The organism is Shimia isoporae (assembly GCF_004346865.1).
Classification (GTDB): domain Bacteria; phylum Pseudomonadota; class Alphaproteobacteria; order Rhodobacterales; family Rhodobacteraceae; genus Shimia; species Shimia isoporae.
This window is the reverse complement of sequence record NZ_SMGR01000002.1, coordinates 187,293-210,505: the sequence shown is the minus strand read 5'-3', so window position 1 is coordinate 210,505 and position 23,213 is coordinate 187,293. Positions and strand designations below refer to the sequence as shown.

The window sequence follows — 23,213 nt, the reverse complement described above, 5'->3', positions numbered from 1 at the left end:
TGTGCTGGTCCGTCACCCTTAAGGATACGTGCGTTGAACGGAGTTGTTTCGGGAGCGCGTTGACATCCGCCGCAAAGGTGCCAAAACCTTTGGCGTTACTAAGGGGAGTGCGGACATGAGTGGCGCGTGGGAATTCTGGATCGACCGGGGTGGAACTTTTACCGATATCGTCGCGCGCACGCCGGACGGATCCGTGGTCACTCACAAGCTGCTGAGCGAAAACCCCGAGCGGTACCGCGACGCAGCGGTGCAGGGTATTCGCGAGTTGATGGATGTCTCCGGCGATTTTGCAGAAGGCTCCATCGGCGCGGTAAAAATGGGCACTACAGTGGCAACGAACGCTCTGCTCGAACGCAAAGGCGAGCGGGTGGCGCTGGTGATTACGAAAGGATTTCGGGATCTATTGCTGATCGGGTATCAAACCCGACCGCGATTGTTCGATCTAGAGATCAAACGGCCTGACCTTCTCTATGAAACCGTGATCGAGATGGATGAGCGTTTGGATGCGGAAGGCGGTATTGTGACGCCGCTGGACGAACCGGCTCTGAAGACACAGATGCAGGCGGTTTTTGACGACGGCATTCGCGCGATCGCGATCGCGGGCTTACATGGCTATCTGAACCCTGAACATGAGGTCCGCGCAGCCAAAATGGCTCGGGAAATCGGGTTCACTCAGATTTCCGTAAGTTCCGAAGTGTCGCGCCTGGCGAAGCTGGTGGGACGCGGTGACACCACAGTCGTAGATGCCTACCTAAGTCCGATTTTGCGACGGTATGTGGAGCAAGTGGCAGACGCGATTGATGTAGGCTCGGCCTGCGAGAGGCTGCTGTTTATGCAATCCAACGGCGGATTGACCGACGCCAGCCTGTTTCATGGACGGGACGCTATTCTGTCCGGTCCGGCGGGCGGCATTGTCGGCATGGTCAAGACCGGCGAAACAGCGGGCTTCAACCGTTTGATCGGGTTTGACATGGGGGGCACATCTACGGATGTGAGCCACTATGCGGGCGACTATGAGAGGTCGTTTGAAACAGAAGTCGCAGGCGTACGGATGCGCGCCCCGATGATGGATATCCACACCGTCGCAGCTGGTGGCGGGTCGATCTGTAGTTTCAGGGATGGGCGTTTTCAGGTGGGGCCGGAAAGTGCCGGGGCCGATCCGGGACCGGCCTGCTATCGGCGCGGTGGACCGCTGACTGTGACGGATTGCAACGTGATGCTTGGCAAGCTGAACCCCGATCATTTCCCGCCTGTTTTCGGGCCGAAGGGTGATCAACCGCTGGACGTGGACGTGGTTCGTTCCAAGTTTGCCGAGATGGCTTTGGCGGTGGCAGAGGAAACCGGTGACGTCGTGCGGACGCCGGAAGAGATGGCAGAAGGTTTCCTGCGGATCGCGGTCGACAACATGGCCAATGCAATCAAGAAAATTTCGGTCCAGCGCGGGCACGATGTGACCGACTATGCCCTCCAGTGTTTTGGCGGAGCGGGCGGGCAGCATGCCTGTCTTGTGGCGGATGCTCTGGGCATGACAAGAGTCTTCATCCACCCGCATGCAGGTGTGTTGTCAGCCTATGGTATGGGCTTGGCAGAAATCCGAGCGATGCGGGAAGTGCAACTGGATGCACCTCTGGCCGATGTTGCCGCAGCAAAGGCCGCGTTGACTCGTATCGAGGCCGAAGCACGTACAGAAGTGGCAGAGCAGGGCGTCTCGAAGGTGCGTTGCGAGGCGCGTGCTCATCTCCGGTACGAGGGCAGTCACCAGCCTCTGGCAGTGGCTTTTGGCACGACAGAGGAAATGCAGACCTCCTTTGAAGAGGTGCACAAGCAACGGTTCGGGTTCATCTCGCCGGAGCGGGGGTTGCTGTTTGATATGCTCAGCGTGGAAGCCATCGGTGAAACCGGCGAGGCCCCGGGGGCTGTACCGGCTGGCACCAGTGATGCTCCAAAAGCGATGATCGATGTGCATGTTGGCGGGGTCCGGCAAGATATACCGCTATATGATCGCGACTGCCTGAGTGAATCTGCGGTCATCAAGGGTCCTGCAGTGATCTCCGAAAAGACGGGGACAAACGTCGTTGAACCGGGTTGGGCAGCTCGATTGGACGACTTCGGGAACCTTATCCTTGAGCGCGTGGAGGAAATGAAACGTGAGCGGGCAGCAGGAACCAACGTGGATCCGGTGCTGTTGGAGGTGTTCAACAACCTGTTCATGTCGGTTGCGGACCAGATGGGCGCCACTTTGGCCAACACATCCTGGTCTGTAAATATCAAGGAACGGCTCGATTTTTCCTGTGCGATTTTTGACACCGCAGGCGATCTGGTGGCGAACGCACCGCACGTGCCGGTGCATCTGGGCTCAATGGCAGAAAGCATCCGTACGGTGATGCGCGAAAACGCCGGAGACATCCACGAAGGCGACGCCTTTATGCTGAACTCTCCGTACAACGGTGGCACCCATTTGCCGGATGTGACAGTGGTGACGCCGGTGTTTCACGGCGGCGAAGTCGTGTTCTGGCTGGGGTCGCGCGGACACCATGCGGATATTGGTGGTCGGACTCCCGGTTCAGGGCCGCCAGACAGCACCCACATCGATCACGAAGGGGTGTTGATCGACAATGTGCGGCTGGTCAGCCGCGGTGATCTTCAGGAATATTTGGCAAGGGACGTGTTGGCGAGCGGCCTGTATCCGGCCCGAAATCCGGACCAGAACATGGCCGACCTGAAAGCTCAGGTGGCGGCGAACGAGACCGGTAGACGCGAGCTTTTGAAGGTCGTCGCGCACTATGGGCTAGACGTTGTGCAGGCCTATATGGGGCATGTGCAGGACAATGCCGAGGAAAGCGTGCGGCGGGTGATCGATCGGCTGAACGACGGGTCTTTTCACTATCCCATGGATCATGGTGCCAGCATTGAGGTGAAAGTCTCGGTGGATCACGATGCGCGTGAGGCAGTGATTGATTTCACAGGCACCTCCGCGCAGCATCACGGCAATTACAATGCGCCGATGGCAGTTTGCCGCGCAGTGGTCCTGTATGTGTTCCGGACGATGGTCGGGGCAGAGATTCCCCTTAATGAAGGTTGTTTGAAGCCTTTGCGGATCGTGGTTCCGGATGGCTCGATGCTTAACCCTGTATACCCGGCGGCTGTGATTGCGGGGAATACCGAAGTCTCACAGGCGACGTGCAACGCGCTTTATGGTGCGCTGGGCGTGATGGCCTGTTCGCAGGCGACCATGAACAATTTCATCTGGGGTAATGATCGGTTCCAGAACTATGAAACCATCGCCGGTGGAACTGGAGCGGGACCGGGTTTTGACGGCTGCGATGCAGTCCAGACCCATATGACAAACACCCGCTCGACCGATCCGGAAATTCTGGAAAAACGGTTTCCGGTGCGGCTTGAGGAGTTTGGTGTGCGGGACGGTTCAGGCGGGGCGGGAGAATGGTCCGGAGGGAACGGATCGCTGCGACGCCTTATGTTCCTTGAACCAGTGACCGTAACGACCCTGTGTTCCCATCGCGAGGTCGCGCCATTTGGTGTGGCAGGCGGTGCGCCGGGGGCTGTGGGAGAGAATTGGGCCGAGATGCCGGACGGCTCACGGGTGGAGCTCAAGGGATTTGACGAAATCGACCTGCCTGCGGGGGCGGTGTTCGGCATGGGAACGCCGGGCGGCGGTGGCTGGGGGACAGTCTGAGAAAACGTGCGAAGGCCCGACGGTCAAAGAGCATCGGGCCTTACGTAATCAAGCGGCAGAGAAACCGGCATCCAGAGCGGACAGTATGGTGTCGACCTCGGTTTCGGAGATCGTCAACGGCGGTGACATCAGGATGTTGTGCATGCCCAGCCGGACCATCGCGCCGGCCTGATAGGTGGTTTCGTGCACTTTCTTCATTGTGGCCATGTCCATCGGTGTCTTGGCCGATGCGTCTGAGACCAGTTCAATGCCGGTCATTAGCCCGTGCCCGCCCCTGACATCGCCGATGATGTCGTATTTCTCGGCCAGTTTTTTCACACCCTCGTAAAGCTGGGTGCCCCGTGCGGCAGCGTTGGTTTTCAGATCCAGCCGCTGTGTCTCGGCGAGACACGCGACGACTGCCGCCGAACCAACGGGGTGAGCCGAATAGGTATAGCCGTGGAAGATGCCCGCCTCGCCGGTTTGATCGTTTTCAAAGACCTCGGCCACCTTGTCGCCGACCATGCAGGCGCCAACCGGGAAGTAGCCCGAAGTGATGCCTTTGGCGGTGGTCATCATGTCGGGCTGCACACCCCAGTGGCGCGCGCCGGACCAATCGCCTGTGCGGCCAAAGCCGGTGATGACTTCATCCGAAATCAACAGGATGCCATGGCGATCGCAGATCTCGCGCATCAATTTCATAAAGGATGCATCGGGCACGATCACGCCCCCGGCACCCTGAATGGGCTCCATTATGAAGGCGGCGATGGTGCGTGGATCCTGGAACGCGATCTCATCTTCCATCGCGGCCGCGATATTCTGGGCGAGCTTTGCAGGGTCCGTTTCGTTGAATGGATTGCGATAGGTGTAGGGGCTCGGCAGGTGGAAGCACCCAGGTAAGAGTGGTTCGTAGTTGATGCGGAAGCGGTTGTTGCCATTCACGGATGCACCGCCAAAGTGGGTGCCGTGGTAGCCTTTCTTGAGGCTGAGGAATTTGGTTCGGGTCGGCTCGCCGCGCAGGCGGTGGTATTGCCGCGCCAGACGAAGGGCCGTTTCAACCGAGTCCGAGCCGCCGGAGGTGAAGAATACGCGGGTCATGCCGTCGGCCTCAAAAAACTCGCGCACGGCGTAGGAGGCCTCAATCGCGGGCGGGTTGGAGGTGCCGGCGAAGGCCGAATAGTAAGGCAGATCGTAAAGCTGTTTGGCGATCGCTTCTTTGACCACGTCGTTGGAGTATCCAAGGTTCACGCACCAGAGACCACCAACGGCGTCAACGGTGGAATGCCCGTCGATGTCGGTGATTTTCACACCCTCGGCACCCTTGATGATTTTCGGCGGGGTGCTGTGCGCGTCTGCGGGCGCGCCCATTGGATGCCAGAGGTGGCGGGCGTTGTTTTCCTTGAGGAAGTTGTCGTCTTTCATCGGTGGGCTCCCTTGGCTGCGGAGGCTGATTCCAGCAGGTCAAATAATTTGATCAAATATTGCCGGAGGGGAAACCTGCTGTCCAGCAAAAGCGCGAGCGGAGCCAGAATGGCGGGTGGCAGAATCAAAGCCGGCCATGCTAGATTTGGCCCCATGCCTGTGGATAACCCCAACATAAGCCAAGAACTGCCTGTTATTCGCCAGTTGGACGATGCGGCCATTAACCGGATCGCGGCCGGAGAAGTGGTGGAACGGCCTGCGAGTGCGGTCAAGGAGTTGGTGGAAAACGCCATTGATGCCGGCAGCACGCGTATCGAGATCGCATATTCGGACGGAGGCAAGACGTTAATCCGGATCACGGACGATGGTTGTGGTATTTCAGAGGATCAACTGCCATTGGCCTTGTCTCGCCACGCCACGTCAAAAATTGATGGCAGTGATCTTCTGGACATTCACACCTTCGGGTTTCGCGGCGAAGCATTGCCGTCACTTGGTGCGGTTGGACGGCTGACGATCACGTCCCGCGTCGGGCGGGCACCCGCGGCATGTATCTCGGTCGAGGGAAGCGTCATGGGGCCGGTGAAACCAGCAGCGCTTTCGGGTGGCACCATCGTCGAGCTTCGTGATCTGTTTTATGCCACGCCCGCCCGCTTGAAGTTCATGCGTACGGATCGCGCCGAGGCGCAGGCGATCACGGATGTGGTCAAGCGGTTGGCAATGGCCGAGCCTTTCATCGGGTTCACGCTGCGTGATGTGACAGGGGGTGGCGAAGGGCGAGCCACCTTCCGCGCGGAAGCCGAAACAGGCGATTTGTTCGATGCCCTGCATGGGCGTTTGGCCAAGATTATTGGCAAGGAGTTTGCCGAAAACGCTCTTCGGATCGATGCCGAGCGCGACGGGTTGCGGTTGATTGGCTACGCGGCGCTGCCGACCTACTCCCGCGGATCTTCTGTGGCGCAATACCTTTTTGTGAACGGGCGTCCGGTGAAGGACAAGCTTTTGGTTGGTGCGCTGCGCGGGGCCTATTTCGACTATCTGAGCAGGGATCGGCATCCGGCGGCTGCCTTGTTTATCGATTGCGATCCGCATCTGGTGGATGTGAATGTGCACCCCGCGAAATCCGAGGTGCGGTTCCGCGACCCCGGGGTGGCGCGGGGCTTGATCGTGTCTTCGCTGCGCCACGCCCTCGCTGAGGCCGGGCATCGGGCGTCGACGACCGTGGCAGGCGCCACATTGGGCGCGTTTCGGCCCGAACCGGTCGCGGCCGACGGACCGGCGCGTGTCTATCAGATGGATCGGCCGTCGCTTGGCGCGCGCACGGCTTCCTATCGGGCGCAAGCGCCTTTGCCTGCGGCAGATACGCAGGGCTTTGCCGATCTCACGGAGAGCTATTCGGCGCGGGTCGAACCGGTTGTCGAACAGATGCAGCCGGAGACGGAAGCTCTGCCACTTGGCGCAGCGCGGGCGCAGGTGCATGAGAATTACATTGTGGCCCAAACCGAGACGGGCATGGTGATTGTCGATCAACACGCCGCACACGAACGGTTGGTCTACGAAAAGCTAAAGCGCCAGATGGCCGAGAATGGGGTTGCCGCCCAGGCGTTGCTTATTCCCGAAATCGTTGAGCTCTCCGAAGGCGATTGTGCGCGGGTTTTGTCGGTTGCAGAGGAACTTGCAAAGCTTGGCCTGACCATAGAGGCCTTTGGCGGTGACGCGGTGGCGGTGCGTGAAACGCCGGCGCTTCTGGGCGAAGTCAATGCGCGCGCAATGGTTCTGGATATTCTGGACGAACTGGATGACCAGGGCGAAAGCATGTTGGTGCAGGCCAAACTGGAGGCGATCCTGAGCCGCGTGGCCTGTCACGGGTCTATCCGCTCAGGACGGCGAATGCGGGCCGAGGAAATGAACGCCCTTCTGCGCGAAATGGAAGCGACGCCACATTCGGGTCAGTGTAACCATGGACGACCGACCTATGTGGAATTGAAACTGGCCGACATCGAACGGCTGTTTGGACGGACGTGATGAACGAATTGGATCTGGCTTCGGTCGATTTGGAGACACTGGCACTTTATGTGGTCGGTGGCGTCGGGTTGGCGATGTTGCTCTTGGTTTTGTTGCTGCGGAATTCCGCGCAAAAACGGGCGGAGCGGACCGAGGCGGTGATTGCACAGCACATGGGACAGATGGCGCAGAGGGTGGATCAGCTTGCCACCGGACAGGCGCATCTTGATGGCAACCTGCAGGCTCAGGCGCAATCTCAGGGGCAGATCGCCACGCTGATGGAGCAACGCTTGGGCGAAGTGCAGGTGAATATGCACGAAAACCTTTCCAAGGTGCAGCGCAGCACGGGCGAGAACCTTGCGACGATGCAACAGAAGATGACGGATACACTCGCCGCACAGCAGCTCCAGATGCAGGAGAACCTTGCAAACATGCAGCTGCGGACCGGTCATGCGCTCAATGAAATGCAGGAAAAACTGAACGCCTCTTTGAGCGGCAGCGCAAAACAGACGGCGACCTCGCTTACGCAGCTTCAGGAGCGGTTGCAGACCATCGACAAGGCGCAGGAAAATATCACGCGCCTGAGTGGAGATGTTCTGAGCCTTCAGGACATTCTCAGCAACAAGCAGACTCGTGGTGCGTTCGGGGAAATCCAGCTCAACGATATTGTCAGCAAGGCGCTGCCAAGTGACAGCTACGCGTTGCAACACACGTTGTCCAACGGACGGCGGGCGGACTGTCTTATCCATCTGCCAAACCCACCGGGTCCGATCGTGATCGACAGTAAATTCCCGCTGGAAGCTTACGAGATGCTGCGTAATGCCACCACGCAGGCCGAGTTGAACGAGGCGGCTCGGATGCTGCGGACGTCGGTGAAAAAGCACATCAGGGACATCTCGGAGAAATACATCGTCGAAGGTGAAACTGCTGATGGGGCGTTGATGTTCCTGCCGTCAGAGGCTGTTTATGCCGAGCTGCACGCGAACTTCCCCGAATTGGTTCGCGAAGGGTTCGAAGCCCGCGTGTGGATTGTGTCCCCGACAACCTGCATGGCCACGCTCAACACCATGCGGGCGATCCTGAAGGATGCGCGGATGCGGGAACAGGCCGGCGCAATCCGCAAGGAACTGGGGCTATTGCACAAGGATGTGGACCGTCTGGGGACGCGAGTGGAAAACCTCGACCGTCATTTCGGGCAAGCCGCCAAGGATATTTCGGAAATCAAGATCAGTGCGGACAAGGCGGGCCGTCGCGCGCGCCGGTTGGACAATTTCGATTTCGAGGAACTTGCGCCTGATGAGGATGACAAGGTGGTGCCTCTGACCAAGCCCGAGAGTTGAGGTCGGGTCTGTCCGCATTCCGCAATGCTTGCCCTTGGCGGCAATTCTGGCAAAATGCTCCCATTGATTTATTTGCGCCACATCAAAGACGGCGCGTTGCGCGTGACTGAAAGTATCACGACCAGAACGGAGAGGCATTATGCTTGAGATTTCCCCATGGCAGGTTGCACAGGTTGTCCTGATGTCGCGTGAACTTGATCGTGCCGAAGGTGAGTTGCGCGGCTTCATAGAACGGCTAAACGAAGATGAGCAGGCCAGTCTTGTTGCGGTGATGTGGGTTGGCCGCGAGGCCTTCGCAGCAGATGAACTGGCAGAGGCAATCCGCACCGCAAAAACCGAGAACACCGTCCCGACTGCCGATTACCTTCTGGGGTCGCCGCATCTGAGCGATCATCTGGAAAGTGGCATGGAAGAGCTTGGCATGTCCCTGAGCGACGCCGAGGATGAGCTCGTTCGCCGCGGATAATCGGCCATTTTTCGCCGGTTTTTTATCTAATCCGTCAACTTTTTGGTAATTTTTGCCATTTGCGCCCGCGTCCCTTTACGCGGGCGTTTTGCTTACCCACATGCGCACTGAAGCAGCCTCCCATGCACGACTGAGGGACGGCTGCGAGTACCACCACCGCTGTTCGCGGGATTTCGATCCGCCCCAAGTTTGTCCGGCTTTTGGGGGCGCGGGAGAGATTTTGCCAAATCTGGAGGGACTTATGGGGCAAAGCTACTGGGTTCGTTTTGACAACAACGACAAAGGTGACAAAGATATCGAACCGACGGATGATCCGGCGGTGGAAATTACGTTTGTTCCCAAAGGTGAAGACGGTGACCTGATCCTTGAAGATGATGGCCGGGTCGATCCTGACACCGCCATTATGATCGACGGCGAAACTTACGATTTCAAATTTGAGATGACCGGAACGGCGCCGGAGTCTGATGACATCCCCGAGCAGTTCTGGGGGCAGGAAATTGCTGTCATTACAGTGAAGGACTATCCCGAGCCCGGCGAAGACATGCGTATGTTCTTCTTCCCTGACATGGACGCCAGCGAAGAAGACATGAACGAGTTTGAAGACGATGAAGAATTCAAGCTCAAGCATCCGGATCGCGACCCTGAGGACCTCCCGGTTTGTTTCGTTCCCGGAACAATGATCGACACACCCGATGGACGGGTTCCGGTTGAAAAACTGAAGGCTGGCGACACTGTTTGTCTTGCTGATGGTGGCAGCGCGGTTTTGCGTTGGGTCAGCAAAAGCCACTTTTCCTACAGCGACTTGCTGCGTTCTGCGGACGTGAGGCCCGTGTGTGTGCCTGAAGGCAGCCTGGGCAAGGGTTTGCCGGAAGCCGATCTGTGGGTGTCCCAACAACATCGTATCGCACTTAGCGGTTGGCAGGTTGAGATGCTGACAGCGCATGCGGCCGTTTTCGCTCAGGCCAAGCACATCACCGCTGCTCCGGGCATACCGGGCCCGGAATGGAGAGCGGGTGTTGATTATGTGCATCTGCTGTTTGATCGCCACGAACTGGTTTTGGCCAATGGTGCGCCTGCGGAAAGCCTGTTTCTTGGACTGCAAACCGCCAAAAGCCTCGACGACAAGGCCCGGCGCGACCTGCGCAGGGTGTTGGATGCCCAACCTGATCTTCTGGAAGGTTTCCAGAAGACGCGGTTGCCAGAGATGAAAGCGCATGAGGCGCGGACGTGGGCCAGAATGGCCGCCGGTAAGCCGGTGTTCCGCGATCTGGTAGCGCAGGCGGCCTAGAAGGGCTGACGCCAGAAGGGTTCGGTCCAGGATGGACCGATCTGACGAGTGGGCTCGCGTGCGGGCATTGGTTTTGTGCGGGCAGTATGTGCCCTGTTGAAGAGTTTGGCCGGTACGGCCTTTTGTATGGTTTGGCCTCAGAATTCGAGGCCGCGCTGTTTGGATCCAGAAGGATCGGTTTTCGCGGGCCAGAACGGTTCGTGAGGTGACGGACGCGCCAGAAGGGTGCGTTACGCTTCAGGCAAAAGCCAGGCCCGCAGGTAGGTTTCCATCCTGTCCTGCGGGCTCACCGCATTGTGCATGGAACAGAACACCAGAGAGATCGCCTGCACGACAAAAGCTTGAACGCCTTCGGCTTGAAGATCCGGGGAAATGTCCTTGCGGAAAGGTTTGTCTTTCAACCAGTTGGCCGTGACTTCAGCCTGCCGGCCAAATGTCATGGCAATGGGTCCGATGTCACAATTTGCCGCCGCACCGGAGTGGCGCAGAATCACGTCAAAAACGTAACGCTCGCAACTCATGTACTCGACCAGCGGCATGATTGCGGCAGCCATCTCGGAGATGGTTTTGGGTGCGGGCTGTGTTTCGATCATGTCGAGGTGCCGATCGATTTCTTCACCTATTAGCAAGTCCATGAGCGCGTCTTTGTCTTTGAAGTGGGCAAAGAAGGTGCCTTTGGCGACTCCCGCGCGCAGCACAACTTCTTCAACACGCATCGCTTCGTATCCGTTCTCGGCGATCACGGCTTTGGCCGCGTCCAAAAGCTTGGCGCGGGTCTGAAGGGTGCGTTGTTGAATTGCTCTGGCCATGAGTATTTTTCGCACGTTTTGTGACCGTGGTCAAATTTGTAATTGACCGCGGTCAGTTTTTTGTGCTTCTAAATTGACCGCGGTCAATAATGGAGGGAATCGCTATGACCAAGAAAAGAATTTTCGTGTTGAACGGTCATCCGGCGGCGGAGTCGCTGACGGGATCTGTGGCGGAGAGTTATGCGCAGGCGGCAAAGGACGCGGGACATGAAGTTCGCGTCATGAATCTGCACGATATGGAGTTCGATCCAGACTACGGTACAGGCAGCTATGTCAACATGAAGCCGCTTGAGCCGGAACTGGAACAGGTGTTGCAAGACATCGAGTGGTCCAACCACGTTGTGCTTGCAACGCCCATGTGGTGGGGTGGGGTGCCTGCGAAACTGAAGGGCGTGTTTGACCGCGCTTTTCTGCCAGGCCGGACGTTTGATACCCGCAACAAGACAACAATCGGTTTGCCTGCGCCTCTGCTTACCGGTCGCACCGGTCGGGTCATCATAATGTCAGACACACCGAAGTGGTTTTTCCGTCTGGCCTACCGGAATGCGCTCATGGTTCAGCTGCGCGGTCAAATCCTGGGATTTATTGGGATCAAGCCGCTGAAATTCACACACTTCAACGGCGCGAGCGAGCCCAAGCCCGGCAAGGTGGAGCGTTGGCTCAAGAAGGCCGCGACGATTGGCGCGCAGGCGGTGTGAAAGGAATAGGGCCCGAGTAATTTCCCGGGCCCTTTGCTGTTCAAGCCGTGTGGTCGACGATCTGCATGTGTTGCGCTAGCCCGCCGATGTGGTTGAGCCAGGCGTTGAACAGTGCGGGATCGGACGGGGCGGCGTGCACGCCTGCCTCGATTTTGCCGTCCAGCACGGCTTCGATTGCGAGCGATACCGGGATCGACACAAGGCGGGCCATGGCGGTCCCGCGTTCATCGCCCCAAGCGTCCATGGCGTAGGTTTTGTGGTAGACCTCGGCGCCGGCTTTCTCGGCTTTGAGGCCGACGCAGAGGATCACGCGGTCGGGCTCGCCTTCGTCATAAGAGTTTTCGTCCCAGAACTGGTCGGACATTTCTTTGAGACGCGCATCGCCTTCGGGTCCTTGGAGGGTTTCGATTTCGCGGAACACGTCGCTCCATGCGTCTGCCCATCCGTTCAGACGAAGGGTGCCACGCACGAATGTGTCGACCTTCCAGTCGGGGTCGAACTTGTAGTCTTCCATGAATGGAATGCTGTCTCGGTTCGGATACACTTCGAAGCTCTCCGGTGTGGCGAGTGGGGCTTCGTAGCTGCTGATGGCGTCCCACGGGCGGTTGACATCAAGCGGCTTGCCGTCGCGGATCGAGCGCGAAGGGGAGCGCAACGCCTTCAGCACACCCAGCGGTGACCAGCTGAATTTGTAGCGGAACGGGTTCGGGGTTTTGGGCACACCACCGCAATAGCTGATGAAGCTGAGTGTGTTGTCAGCGTCGAAGGCGTCGGACCCGCGGTAGTCTGCCACCAAAGCATGGGCCATCAGGTGGTCGATGCCCGGGTCCAGCCCGACTTCGTTTACGCAGGCGACACCGGCCTCTTTGGCTGCGGCATCAAGTGCTTTCATTTCCGGCGCAATGTAAGACGAGCTGACAAAGTTGGCACCCTTGGAAATGCAGAGTTCTGCGAGCGGAACGTGCCAGTCGCCCGGCAACATAGACACAACGACATCGCCCTTGGCGAGGACACCACCGAGGGCCTCGATATCAAAGGAACGGATGTCCTTGGTCAGGTCGCCGACCGCTTCTTCGGCTTTGGCGATCGTTCTGTTCCAAACAGTGACCGGGCGGCCCTGTTCCAGAAGGCGGCGCAGGCCGGGAATGGCGGAAAGGCCGGTGCCACACCAATGAATTGTCATGTCTCTTCTCCCCTTAGAGATCGTTTGAATGCTTGAGGAAATCTGCCTCGGCTCGGGTCCAGACGCCATTGCTCAGGTCATCGAGTTTCATCAAGGTTTCCAGCAACTGTGCGGCGTAGTCTTCGGAACTTTCGACAGGCAGCATTGACGGTAGGTTGTCGATTGCCATTACGTCGAGCACCGGTTTTTCGGCGACACGCAGAACCGGGGCTTCCCAAGTGGTGGCGCGATCGTAAACCGGCACCGGATTGTAGTCACTGTCCGGGTCGCAGGCCACGTCGCCGATCGCCGTGAGGTTTCGGTCTGCGGTCAGAGCGTCCTGGGGAACAAAGACCGGCGTTCCCGGGCGGGCGAAAATACAATTCAGAAAAAGATCGTGTGAAAGGATTTCCGGGAACGGGCCGCCGGTCGCGGTTTCCGCCATGTCCCATTTGGTGACCGCGCATCCCATTGCTTCGAGAAGGTCGGCGGCACCTGTTCCGACTCGTCCCAGAGCGCCGATCACGATTGCAGTCGGACGGCTTGTCGACAGGGCATCCAATTCCGAAGTGAGATCCACGAGCAGCGCGTCCTTGCCGCTGTAGACGCCCACGGCATCACAGAGTTCGTTGCGTTGTTGGGCCGCCCAACTTTTGAGGGTCACAGCGGCGCCGGCATAGCCCGCCCAATAGCCGAACGCGGCAACACGTCGTCCTGTTTCATCGACAAGATATTCGAGGTCATACAGCGTGCCGCCACCTTGCTTGAAGCGCTTGAGCAGGGCGACGCCGGAATGCTGGCCTTTGAAAGCATGGCCGAACATAATGTGTCGGTGCGGCAGGGGTGTCCCGTCTTCAGGTAGTTCCTTGAGACCAAAGATAATGGCGTCCAACGGTGCTTCGGGCCAGCTGTTCTCCGGTGCAATGTCGCAACCTGCTGCTTTGTAACCGTCTATCGCGATGGCCCTGACAGAACTTTCTTCCACGGTGACGCGGATGCCTTTGTCCAGCAGTGCCTTTGCGCCGTCCGGCGTGAGTCCCACCCGTTCTTCATTGGGCCGCTGCTCGGCCCGCACCCAAAGATGTGTCATCTTTGCTCCCCTCGAATTCGCCCTTCCATAGATCAGCCTTGCCGTGCCTTGGCAAGTGCAGTCGCCAACAGTTGCAGCGAGAGTATGGGAGGTCGGGCGGCGTATCCGGTTGGCGTTGAGGCTTAGGCTGCAACCAGGTTTTTGATGACGTCGATTTTGACCGGTTTGACGACATGATCGTTCATTCCCGATCTCAAACAGGCGGCTCGGTCTTCGGGCGAGGAATGCGCAGTCAGGCCGACAATCCGGCATGTCTGGACGCCGTTCTCCAAAGCGCGAATTTTCTGAGTCGCCTGATAACCGTCCATAATCGGCATACTGACATCCATCAGGATGATATCCGGCTCGAAGGCCGAGAATTTTTCGACAGCGTCCTGACCGTTCACCGCGATCTCGAAAGGTACATTCTGGCGTTTAAGGATCAGTTCGACAATCTTTCGATTGGTCGCGTTATCGTCTACCAACAGTACCTTCTTGAAGGAGCCTCCAGGTGCCGGCGTCGCCTCGGGAAGGGTTTCCTGGAGGGGGGCCGTTTGGGACGGCACCAGAGCCTGCCTAAGTCGCCTTGCTGAAACAGGCTTGAGCAATATCTCGTCGATACAGGGATTTGTCCTGTGCGCAGGTTCGCGGGTGCTGCTTAGGTCCGATAGCGCGATGACGCGGCCGCCAGTCCTCTCCTTCCAGGTCGCTATTGCTTCGGCGCTTTTGCAGAGCAGCGGTTTGTCGACCAACAAGACGGTTCCGGTGTCGTCATTTGTTGCCTCTTCAATCCAATTGGATGTTGTGAGGTCATTCGACGTGTCGACAATGGCTCCCCATGCGGACAGGCGGGTCTGAAAGGCGGCTGCGAGGACCTCGGATTGCGTCGCTACGAGCACATGTTTGCCGCTGATGGTGCGGGCGCCAAACGCGCCGGCCACCGTCGTTTTGCCCTCGGAGCGCAAGGGAATTTCAAAAGAGAAGGCTGAACCTTGTCCGATGGTTGAGGTGACCCAGATACGGCCGTTCATCAGTTCGACAAAGCCACGAGAAATCGCCAGCCCAAGTCCGGTGCCCTGATGGGCGCGGCTATGCGAACCATCGACCTGTGTGAATTCTTCAAACAGAGTGCCGAGCTTTTCCATGGGGATGCCCTGTCCGGTGTCTTCCACATCAAATCGGATAAAGGGTTGGTCCGAGTTTGTGTGTGTCTCATAAGCCGTGACCCGAACGTGGCCAGCATCCGTGAACTTGATTGCATTGCCGATCAGGTTCACAAGAATCTGTCTGAGTTTCATCTCGTCACCCAGCAAAACCGCAGGCAGGCTTGGCGCAAGGTCCGTCACAAGTGTAAGGCCAGCGGCGTCTGCCGGAGCAGCAAGTGTTTGTGCGGCTCCGTCCACCAAATCGTCGAGGTTGATGCTGTCTTCGCTGAGCTTCATTTGGCCAGCTTCGATTTTGGAAAAATCGAGGATGTCGTTCACCACCGTGAGCAACGCATCGCCGGATTTCTGAATCGTATCGAGAAGGTCTGACTGTTCTGGTGCGAGCTGTGTGCCGCTAAGCAGTTCGGTCATGCCCAGAACCCCATTAAGTGGTGTCCTGATTTCGTGGCTCATGCGGGCGACGAACTGAGACTTGGCCAATTCAGCCTCTTCTGCGCGTTCCTTGGCCTGTTCCGCCTCCGTGAGCGCGGTTTGCAGGAGTTCGTTTTGGCCTTCGAGCTGGGTTTTGGATTCACCGAGTTTGCGTTTTGTGTCCTCAAGGGCACCAACCCGTTCTCGCAGGTTGACGATCATGGTGTTGAAGGATCGCGCCAAACTGCCAACTTCGTCATTGCTTTGAATGGAAATGGATTGCTGCAGGTCGCCAGCGGCGACGTTCAGGCTGGCTTCATCCAGAGCGCGCAGCGGTGCTGTCATTGTGGAGGCGAGCCAGACGCTGATCCCCAGGCCGACTAATATGAAAAAGATGCCAACTCTCAGGTTGTTCCTAATGACCGCGTCGACCTCGGTGTGGAGACTTTGGTAGCCGTATTGTAAATATATGGCGCCCAAATAGGTTGTGCCCGTGTACATGGGAAACACAGCTACAGTGTGTGTTTCGTACTGCCGGATGACGTTTGAGCGCGATCCTTTGGCAACATCAATCAGCGGGTCGTCAGCTTGCTGGAAAATCAGTGCGCCGCCGCCGGATTGACCAGCGACAAGAATGAGTCCGTCGTGCCCTATGAAATTAAGAGTCGTGACATCCGGGTTCTCGGACCACTCCTCGTAGAAGATGTCGAGTTCAGCGGGTCGTTCGTCGAGAATGTATTTCAGAGAGACCTCTGAGACGACCCGACCGAGGCTTTCGATTTCTGTAATCCTGCGGAGCTCGACAAGTTCTCTCTGTGTTAGCGCATTGAGGTAGACCAGAGCACCTACAAACACAGTGATCAACAACCCGTTGATCACAGAGAGCTTTACGCGCCAGCCAAAGAACCGTCGCTGTTTATGTTTCGCAGCTGCCGTCACTCGATTGCCCCGGCCGTCGCAAGATCGTCGAGTATTTCGAGCATCTGCGCCATAACGGCGTCCGTGGGAGTTTCAAACCGCTCGAACTTCGTCGTTTTGTTGAACTTGTAAAGGATTTCCGCGCCTTCCGGCGTTTCATGCATTGTCGTCAGAATATCGGCCAGTTTCGCTTCCAGCTCTGGCGCCAATCCAGCGCGTTTCACAAGGAGCTGGCGAGGCACGGTGGGACTGACACCGATGCTGCGGTACTGGCCTGAAGCTGCCGTTTGCAACTTTTCGAATGTTGCGTTGTCTGTTGCCGCGGCTTCGACGTGGCCACGGATCACCCATAAGGCGGATGTGTCGTCGTCGCCGCTAAAGACATAGTTTACGGCCTTGGCAGACGGTTCGGATTTGCGATCTGGCAGTTCTGCTGTTGGCAGTCCATTGGCCGTCAATTCCGCAAGCGGCAGCAGAAAGCCTGAGGTGGATGTGGGCTCCTGCATGGCAATGCGTGCGCCAACCAGATCCGAGAGTTCTTCGTAGGGGCTGTCTTGTTTTACAAAAACAACGGAATGGTATTCCGCGACGCCTTTTTTCCACCGGCGCAGGAACACTTCGCCACCGACGGGCGCGCTGATTTGTGCTGCGATGAGGGGGCTGTCGAAGTAGAAATCTACTGCGCCGGAGTTCATTGCGGCCTGCACGTCCTCGGCATTGCGGAAGACTTCCAGGACGACGTTGCTGATACCGAAGTCGGAAAGAGTGTCCTCAAGATACACCTCAAGACGCGCGAAACGATCCGCCTGTTTGCGGATGTTGTCGTTCAGTGTCGCGAAGACCAGCTCAGTGGCCGAAGCGGTTTGCGCAAAGAGCGTAATGACTGCAAAAACGCAGCCGATAAGCCGATTTCCCATGTTTCAATCCCCGGTGTGCCCCGGGTTCCGCTTACGCAATAGCGGCTAAAGATTCGTAAAACAGCGTTTTGGAAGCTGCGGTTCTTCGCGGACAAATTTAGGAAATTTTTGTTTGCCGGGCTGCGCTGTAGGAGTGGCAGGCTCTCAAAGAGCACTTTCCGGGTGGCGGTGGGCTTGGGCGCATGGCACAACGGGAAAACCAGAACAAAACGGGAGCGCGCCATGAGTTTCGGCAAAGGATGTCACCTGCATCTGATCGACGGGTCGGCCTTTATCTTTCGGGCCTATCATGCGCTGCCGCCGCTAACGCGGAAGTCTGATGGTTTGCCAATCGGCGCGGTGGCCGGTTTCTGCAACATGTTGCAACGGTATATTGAGGATAACTCCGGCCCGGACGCGCCGACCCACGTGGCGGTGATCTTCGACTACTCGGGCAAGTCTTTCAGGAACGAAATGTACGACCAGTACAAGGCAAACCGTCCGCCCGCGCCAGAAGATCTTGTGCCGCAATTCCCGCTGACCCGTGTCGCCACCAAAGCGTTCAATATCGCCTGCAAAGAGATCGAAGGTTTTGAAGCTGACGACATCATTGCCACATTGGCTGTTCAAGCCCGTGAGGCAGGTGGGCGTTGCACCATTATCAGCTCTGACAAGGACTTGATGCAGTTGGTCGGAGATGGCGTTGAAATGCTGGATGCCATGAAGAACAAGCGCATTGACAGAGACGGTGTGTTCGAGAAATTCGGGGTCGGGCCCGAGCGCGTTGTAGATGTCCAGGCGCTTGCAGGGGACAGCGTCGACAATGTACCGGGAGCGCCGGGCATCGGGATCAAGACAGCTGCGCTTCTGATCAACGAATATGGCTCGCTCGAGGAATTGTTGGACCGTGCCGGCGAAATCAAACAGCCCAAGCGCCGCGAAACTCTGATCGAAAAACGCGACCAGATCGAGCTCTCCAAGCGGCTCGTACAGCTGGACGACAAGATGGAGCTCGATTTTTCGCTGGATGATCTTGAGGTGCAGGATGCCGACGCCGACACGCTGTTGGGTTTCCTTGCTGAAATGGAGTTCCGGACACTGGCCAAGCGTGCGGCGGACAAGCTGGGGGTGGAACCACCGGTTATTGCCGAGCCTGTGGCGCAGGTCAGTGCTGTGGTCGAGGAAGAAGCCGTTCCGTTCGATGCCGAGAAATACGAATGCGTGCGGGATCAAGGCGCGTTGGATCGATGGATCGCCGCTATCATGAAACGCGGCTATGTTGCCGTCGATACCGAGACCAACTCGCTGAACGAGATGGTGGCGGAACTGGCAGGTATTTGTCTGTCAGTGGAGCCGGGGGAAGCGTGCTATATCCCGGTGGGGCACAAGAAAGGCGCGAGTGATGACCTTTTTGGCGGTGACGAACCGCAAGAGGGGCAGATGCCATTGCAACAGGTGCTGGACGCCCTGAAGCCGGTGCTTGAGGATGCTTCTGTTCTGAAAATTTTCCAGAATGCGAAATACGACTGCAAAGTCTTTGCCAACTACGGCATCCGTGTTGCCCCGATAGATGACACGATGCTGTTGAGTTATGCGTTGCATGCCGGCGAGCACAATCACGGGATGGATGCCCTGTCAGAGCGCTATCTGGGGCATCAACCGATCCCGATAAAGACGCTTTTGGGGACTGGCAAAAGCGCGATAACTTTTGACAAGGTCGCCATTGACGATGCGGTGAAATACGCGGCGGAAGATGCCGATATCACGTTGCGCCTGTGGCGGATGTTCAAGCCGAAGCTTCACCGGAAACAGGTGACCGCGGTTTATGAAACTCTGGAACGGCCGCTTGTTCCGGTGCTTGCGCAGATGGAACGGCACGGTATCAAGGTGGATCGCGATACGCTGAGCCGTATGTCCAATGCCTTTGCGCAGAAGATGGCGGGCTTGGAGGCAGAGATACACGAGGTTGCGGGGCAGGCGTTCAACGTGGGTTCTCCAAAGCAGTTGGGCGAAATCCTGTTCGACAAGCTCGAACTGCCGGGTGGCAAGAAAGGCAAGACGGGAGCCTATGCCACGGGTGTCGACGTTTTGGAGGATCTGGCGACAGAACACGCCCTGCCGGGGCTGGTGTTGGACTGGCGCCAGTTGAGCAAGTTGAAGTCGACGTATACCGACGCCTTGCAGACGCACATCAATGACGACACCGGACGCGTACACACGTCTTATGTGCAGACCGGCGCGAACACGGGGCGTTTGGCGTCAACCGATCCCAATCTTCAGAACATTCCGGTTCGCACGGAAGAGGGCCGGCGTATTCGGGAAGCCTTTGTGGCGGAAACAGGAAAGACGCTGATCTCGCTCGACTACTCACAGGTGGAACTGCGCATTCTGGCGCATATCGCGGAGATCGACGCCTTGAAGGCGGCGTTCCGCGATGGGCATGACATCCATGCTATGACGGCGTCGGAAGTGTTTGACGTGCCAATGGACGAGATGACGCCTGAAGTTCGCAGCCGCGCGAAAGCGATCAACTTTGGCGTCATCTATGGCATCTCAGGATTTGGTCTGGCGCGAAACCTGCGTATTCCACGTGGAGAAGCGCAGGACTTCATCAACCGCTACTTCGAACGCTTTCCCGGCATTCGCTCTTACATGGATGCCACCAAGGAATTCGCCAAGGAGCATGGCTACGTGCAGACGCTGTTCGGCCGGAAAATCCATACACCCGAGATCAATGCCAAAGGACCACGGGCCAGCTTTGCCTACCGTGCCGCAATCAACGCCCCGATCCAGGGTACAGCCGCGGATATCATCCGGCGGGCGATGATCCGCATGCCAAAGGCGATCAAGGACTTGCCGGCGAAGATGCTGTTGCAGGTCCATGACGAATTGATCTTTGAGGTCGAGGACAACGCGATTGAAGAGACCATTGCCGTTGCGCGGGACGTGATGCAGGGCGCAGCGGAGCCGGCGGTCAAGTTGGATGTGCCGCTGATTGTGGACGCTGGTCGCGGAGCGAACTGGGCTGAGGCGCACTAGGGTATCGTGGCCCGTCAGTAGCAGCGTACTGCGGCAGGACCGCGTCCGACCGGAATGTCTGTTGCGGCTTAGCCGGTGTTTGGCGTCGGTCGTCCTTTTCTGGGATAGGAAAGTATCACCGAACGGCGCGATGGCAGCCGACCTTCGGCCAGCAATTGCGGCTGAAGGCAAGGTCCGAAGCGTGGCCCTTGATGCCTTTGCCGGAAACTGTTCCATTGTCTCTTGCCAGCCCGAAGCGGTCATTAACCATGAACGCAGCTAAAGCCCCCTGTGAACCAATGCGGACACCTCTAGAAGCATGCGTGGCTGCGAATCGTCTCCGCGTCAGTCGTAGGGCGTAACTTTGGACGCGTTGATCTGGTAGCCGACGTCAGCCAGAGCAGTGCTCGCCGTTGCAGTCTCGATCACTCCGCTGACATACACCGGTTCGAAAAGACCCTGTGCTTCGTAGGGTTCAGCAGTATCCACAAGAACGATCTGGTTGGCTGGCGGGGGCGGGACATGAATACAGGCCCCGACGTAAGGCACGAGGATAAATGACGTCACGCCTCTACCGTCCAGCTCAAGTGGAACGATGTAGCCTGGAAGGCGCACCAATTGTCCATTCAGTTCTGGACGCACCCCAGCCGACGCAGGCTGCTGGCTTAACAGGTCCGCCTGAGAATGTTCTATGACCCCCGAAACCTGAGGAGTGGCCACGCGTCGGATGCCTTCCGGAAGCAGGTCCTGCCATCCGATATCTACATAGTCTCGCGCCAGTGCGTCTCGAGGGAAAGCAACGGTCGCACCGAGCGCTGCAAGAAGCGCTCGACGAGAAGGGCTGACTTTAGGTTTTGACCGCATGTGCCGCCCCTAAATGCCATCCCGGTGGGTGAATCGACCGTCCATCACCGTCCCCAGCACTTTGATGTCAGAGATATCGCGCGGAGCAACCGTTGTGATGTCCTGATCAAGAACGACCAAGTCTGCATATTTCCCTACTTTGATGGACCCGATCTTGTCTTCCATGGCTTGTTGGGCTGCCGGATAGATTGTGATCGCCTTCAGCGATTCCATCAGTGAGGCTGGTTTGCGTGACAATGGGAACGGTTTGGAGTCAGGATTCATCGGGTCTTGAAGCGTCATGGCAATTTCCACGCTGAATAGCGGCGCCACCATGTCGATTGGGGAGGATGGTACATCGGCTGAAATCGAGACGTTGTGGCCAAGCGCCATCAAGGAAGCATATCGGGCATATTGTGCCTCTACGCGGGCGCGGCCCAGAACGTTCAACGCTGTCTGGTCCTCACCGTCCCAGCTTGATTGGAACGCGGGCGTTGTATTGACCATTATGCCATGCTCGATCACCCGTCGGTGTTCTTCATCAGCGACCGTGAAATAGTGGTGCAGGACGTTGTTGGAAACGTCGAACCCAGCACCCTTTGCCGCCACAATAGCGTCTACGGTGTTCCGCACTGTTTGAGAGCCGTCCACATGGGTGCCAACTGGAATACCCGCCGCGTTGGCCAGCATGTATGTCGCCATTATCTTTTCACCTTCAATGGCCGCAGCGCCGCGCGATGTGCTGCCTTCATAAGGTTCCAATTGCCAGGACGTCATAGACCCCCAATTCCCTTCAGGGTGAATCTTGATGCCCCAGACTCGCAGCATGTCGCTGTCATAGGTCTCGCGCAGAGACAAAGTGTGCTCCACCACCGCGGCTGGATCGCCGGTTGGGTCTTTGTAGGCCGTGGCAATAAAAGTCCGCATGTCAAGTTCGCCCGCGTCCTCTAGACCTTTAAGGTATCCAAGCGCGAGCCGCTCGTCGGCGGCCGCGAGTTCCGCGTCCGTCACGGTTGGCATCGCGATTAGTGGCACGTGCACTGTAGTCATCCCGGTTGCAACTGCTGCCGCGTAGTTGGCTTGTTGGAACTGCGCAAGATCTTCGGATGGGTTCCATGCTCCGGCTTTGAGGTAGGCTCCAGCCCATTGAAACTCGATTCCGATACCCGTCTGGTTGCCATCCGCGTCGCGCTGCCAGTACATCACGCCTGGCACCTGATCTTCTTCGTCAGGGGCCACTTCGCCTGCTTCGAAAGCCGCAGAGTTCATCCAGACGTCATGGATGGTATAGTCGAGAATGAACGCAGGCCGGTCCGAGACAGCTTCATCTAGTTCGGCTTTCGTCGGCCAACGGCCAAAGTTGTTCCGATTGAAACCGTAACCCAGGATGATGTCTTCGTCGGGGTTGGCATCTGCGTATTCACGTATCATACGCTGCGCTTCTTCAATCGTTTCCACACCAAACAGACTAACGCCGCGAGAGTTCCAGCCCGCTGCGACTAGATGGTCATGTCCCGACACAAAACCTGGCAGGAGCGTATCTCCGCCCAGATCGAACACCTCGGTGTTGTCCCCGATCAGCGCCTGAGCGCCCGCTGCATCTCCAACATACGTGATCTCGTTGCCAGTCACGGCGACAGCCTCTGCGGTCGGATTGTCATCGCTCATCGTGAGGACACTGGCGTTGGTAAACACCATATCGGCGGACTGAGCCGAGAGGGCTGAGACGAACACGAGTGGAGACAGGAAAACTGCGGCGGTTCTAAGCATTGGCTACTCCGGGACTACGACGTTACTATCACCTTGGTGGACAGTTACTGTATCAGTCAATTCACGAATTTGCGCACCGGTTCTGTAGCGACCGCTTCGTCCCGCGCAGCCGCTTAACCGCAATTTGCAACGTCCGTTTCCTGCGCGTTGCTGCCGTTCGTTGTTCAACGCAGCATTGGTCAAATTGATCTCCAAGCGGTCATGATCGGCAACCGCGCAGAGCCTGAAATGCTTTTCCCGAGACAAAAACAGATGCGGGGCTT

General features: G+C 57.7%; 15 protein-coding genes. 7 read left to right on the top strand and 8 right to left on the bottom strand.

Going from position 1 to position 23,213, the window contains the following annotated elements:
- The first annotated feature begins 115 nt into the window (after positions 1–115).
- The gene (locus BXY66_RS12625; RefSeq protein ID WP_132860602.1) at positions 116–3,694 is read left to right on the top strand and encodes a hydantoinase B/oxoprolinase family protein; all 3,579 of its coding nucleotides are present in this window, start codon (positions 116–118) and stop codon (positions 3,692–3,694) included.
- A 48-nt stretch (positions 3,695–3,742) separates the two neighbouring features.
- Here the strand turns inward: BXY66_RS12625 and BXY66_RS12620 are convergent, their stop codons facing one another.
- Positions 3,743–5,095 carry an aminotransferase class III-fold pyridoxal phosphate-dependent enzyme gene (locus BXY66_RS12620; protein ID WP_132860601.1) on the bottom strand — a complete coding sequence of 451 codons (1,353 nt, stop codon included), beginning with the start codon at positions 5,093–5,095 and terminating at the stop codon, positions 3,743–3,745.
- Between the two features lie 153 nt (positions 5,096–5,248).
- Between BXY66_RS12620 and mutL the strand changes: the two genes are divergently transcribed.
- The 4 genes from mutL to BXY66_RS12600 all read left to right on the top strand — a co-directional run bounded on the left by mutL (position 5,249) and on the right by BXY66_RS12600 (position 10,190).
- Positions 5,249–7,117, top strand: coding sequence for a DNA mismatch repair endonuclease MutL (mutL, locus tag BXY66_RS12615; RefSeq protein WP_132861068.1), 1,869 nt, complete (start codon positions 5,249–5,251; stop codon positions 7,115–7,117).
- Complete coding sequence (locus tag BXY66_RS12610; protein ID WP_132860600.1) at positions 7,117–8,436, top strand: DNA recombination protein RmuC; 1,320 nt, start codon at positions 7,117–7,119, stop codon at positions 8,434–8,436. The genes mutL and BXY66_RS12610 overlap by 1 nt, the downstream gene beginning before the upstream one ends.
- Positions 8,437–8,575: 139 nt before the next feature.
- On the top strand, positions 8,576–8,902 hold the full coding sequence (locus tag BXY66_RS12605) for a DUF3775 domain-containing protein (RefSeq protein WP_132860599.1): 327 nt from the start codon (positions 8,576–8,578) through the stop codon (positions 8,900–8,902).
- A 241-nt stretch (positions 8,903–9,143) separates the two neighbouring features.
- Complete coding sequence (locus BXY66_RS12600) at positions 9,144–10,190, top strand: Hint domain-containing protein (RefSeq protein ID WP_165929177.1); 1,047 nt, start codon at positions 9,144–9,146, stop codon at positions 10,188–10,190.
- A 230-nt stretch (positions 10,191–10,420) separates the two neighbouring features.
- Here the strand turns inward: BXY66_RS12600 and BXY66_RS12595 are convergent, their stop codons facing one another.
- A complete protein-coding gene (locus BXY66_RS12595; protein WP_132860597.1) occupies positions 10,421–10,999 on the bottom strand; it encodes a TetR/AcrR family transcriptional regulator in 579 nt (192 codons plus the stop codon).
- Between the two features lie 104 nt (positions 11,000–11,103).
- Between BXY66_RS12595 and BXY66_RS12590 the strand changes: the two genes are divergently transcribed.
- Complete coding sequence (locus BXY66_RS12590) at positions 11,104–11,697, top strand: NAD(P)H-dependent oxidoreductase (protein WP_132860596.1); 594 nt, start codon at positions 11,104–11,106, stop codon at positions 11,695–11,697.
- 40 nt (positions 11,698–11,737) lie between these two features.
- On the opposite strand, the gene BXY66_RS12585 is transcribed toward BXY66_RS12590, so the two are convergent.
- The 4 genes from BXY66_RS12585 to BXY66_RS12570 form a co-directional block, all read right to left on the bottom strand.
- Complete coding sequence (locus BXY66_RS12585) at positions 11,738–12,880, bottom strand: saccharopine dehydrogenase family protein (RefSeq protein ID WP_132860595.1); 1,143 nt, start codon at positions 12,878–12,880, stop codon at positions 11,738–11,740.
- A 13-nt stretch (positions 12,881–12,893) separates the two neighbouring features.
- On the bottom strand, positions 12,894–13,949 hold the full coding sequence (locus tag BXY66_RS12580) for a saccharopine dehydrogenase (RefSeq protein WP_132860594.1): 1,056 nt from the start codon (positions 13,947–13,949) through the stop codon (positions 12,894–12,896).
- Between the two features lie 122 nt (positions 13,950–14,071).
- A complete protein-coding gene (locus BXY66_RS12575) occupies positions 14,072–16,444 on the bottom strand; it encodes an ATP-binding protein (protein WP_132860593.1) in 2,373 nt (790 codons plus the stop codon).
- Positions 16,441–17,340, bottom strand: a complete 900-nt coding sequence (locus tag BXY66_RS12570; RefSeq protein WP_132860592.1) for a phosphate/phosphite/phosphonate ABC transporter substrate-binding protein — start codon at positions 17,338–17,340, stop codon at positions 16,441–16,443. Before BXY66_RS12570 ends, BXY66_RS12575 begins: the two co-directional genes overlap by 4 nt.
- A gap of 222 nt (positions 17,341–17,562) precedes the next feature.
- Between BXY66_RS12570 and polA the strand changes: the two genes are divergently transcribed.
- Positions 17,563–20,358 (top strand): DNA polymerase I, encoded by a 2,796-nt coding sequence (polA, locus tag BXY66_RS12565; RefSeq protein WP_132860591.1) that lies wholly within the window; start codon positions 17,563–17,565, stop codon positions 20,356–20,358.
- Between the two features lie 324 nt (positions 20,359–20,682).
- Here the strand turns inward: polA and BXY66_RS12560 are convergent, their stop codons facing one another.
- Both BXY66_RS12560 and BXY66_RS12555 read right to left on the bottom strand, forming a co-directional pair.
- On the bottom strand, positions 20,683–21,201 hold the full coding sequence (locus BXY66_RS12560; protein ID WP_132860590.1) for a DUF3299 domain-containing protein: 519 nt from the start codon (positions 21,199–21,201) through the stop codon (positions 20,683–20,685).
- Between the two features lie 9 nt (positions 21,202–21,210).
- Positions 21,211–22,950, bottom strand: coding sequence for an amidohydrolase (locus BXY66_RS12555; protein ID WP_132860589.1), 1,740 nt, complete (start codon positions 22,948–22,950; stop codon positions 21,211–21,213).
- Positions 22,951–23,213: the final 263 nt, after the last annotated feature.

Bases quoted from the DNA above. Each gene is read 5' to 3' on its own strand.
- BXY66_RS12600 (WP_165929177.1), top strand. From the start codon at position 9,144: ATGGGGCAAAGCTACTGGGTTCGTTTTGACAACAACGACAAAGGTGAC.
- BXY66_RS12555 (WP_132860589.1), bottom strand. From the start codon at position 22,950: ATGCTTAGAACCGCCGCAGTTTTCCTGTCTCCACTCGTGTTCGTCTCA.
- polA (WP_132860591.1), top strand. From the start codon at position 17,563: ATGAGTTTCGGCAAAGGATGTCACCTGCATCTGATCGACGGGTCGGCC.
- BXY66_RS12585 (WP_132860595.1), bottom strand. From the start codon at position 12,880: ATGACAATTCATTGGTGTGGCACCGGCCTTTCCGCCATTCCCGGCCTG.
- BXY66_RS12625 (WP_132860602.1), top strand. From the start codon at position 116: ATGAGTGGCGCGTGGGAATTCTGGATCGACCGGGGTGGAACTTTTACC.
- BXY66_RS12590 (WP_132860596.1), top strand. From the start codon at position 11,104: ATGACCAAGAAAAGAATTTTCGTGTTGAACGGTCATCCGGCGGCGGAG.
- BXY66_RS12570 (WP_132860592.1), bottom strand. From the start codon at position 17,340: ATGGGAAATCGGCTTATCGGCTGCGTTTTTGCAGTCATTACGCTCTTT.
- BXY66_RS12605 (WP_132860599.1), top strand. From the start codon at position 8,576: ATGCTTGAGATTTCCCCATGGCAGGTTGCACAGGTTGTCCTGATGTCG.
- BXY66_RS12595 (WP_132860597.1), bottom strand. From the start codon at position 10,999: ATGGCCAGAGCAATTCAACAACGCACCCTTCAGACCCGCGCCAAGCTT.
- mutL (WP_132861068.1), top strand. From the start codon at position 5,249: ATGCCTGTGGATAACCCCAACATAAGCCAAGAACTGCCTGTTATTCGC.
- BXY66_RS12580 (WP_132860594.1), bottom strand. From the start codon at position 13,949: ATGACACATCTTTGGGTGCGGGCCGAGCAGCGGCCCAATGAAGAACGG.
- BXY66_RS12560 (WP_132860590.1), bottom strand. From the start codon at position 21,201: ATGCGGTCAAAACCTAAAGTCAGCCCTTCTCGTCGAGCGCTTCTTGCA.
- BXY66_RS12610 (WP_132860600.1), top strand. From the start codon at position 7,117: ATGAACGAATTGGATCTGGCTTCGGTCGATTTGGAGACACTGGCACTT.
- BXY66_RS12620 (WP_132860601.1), bottom strand. From the start codon at position 5,095: ATGAAAGACGACAACTTCCTCAAGGAAAACAACGCCCGCCACCTCTGG.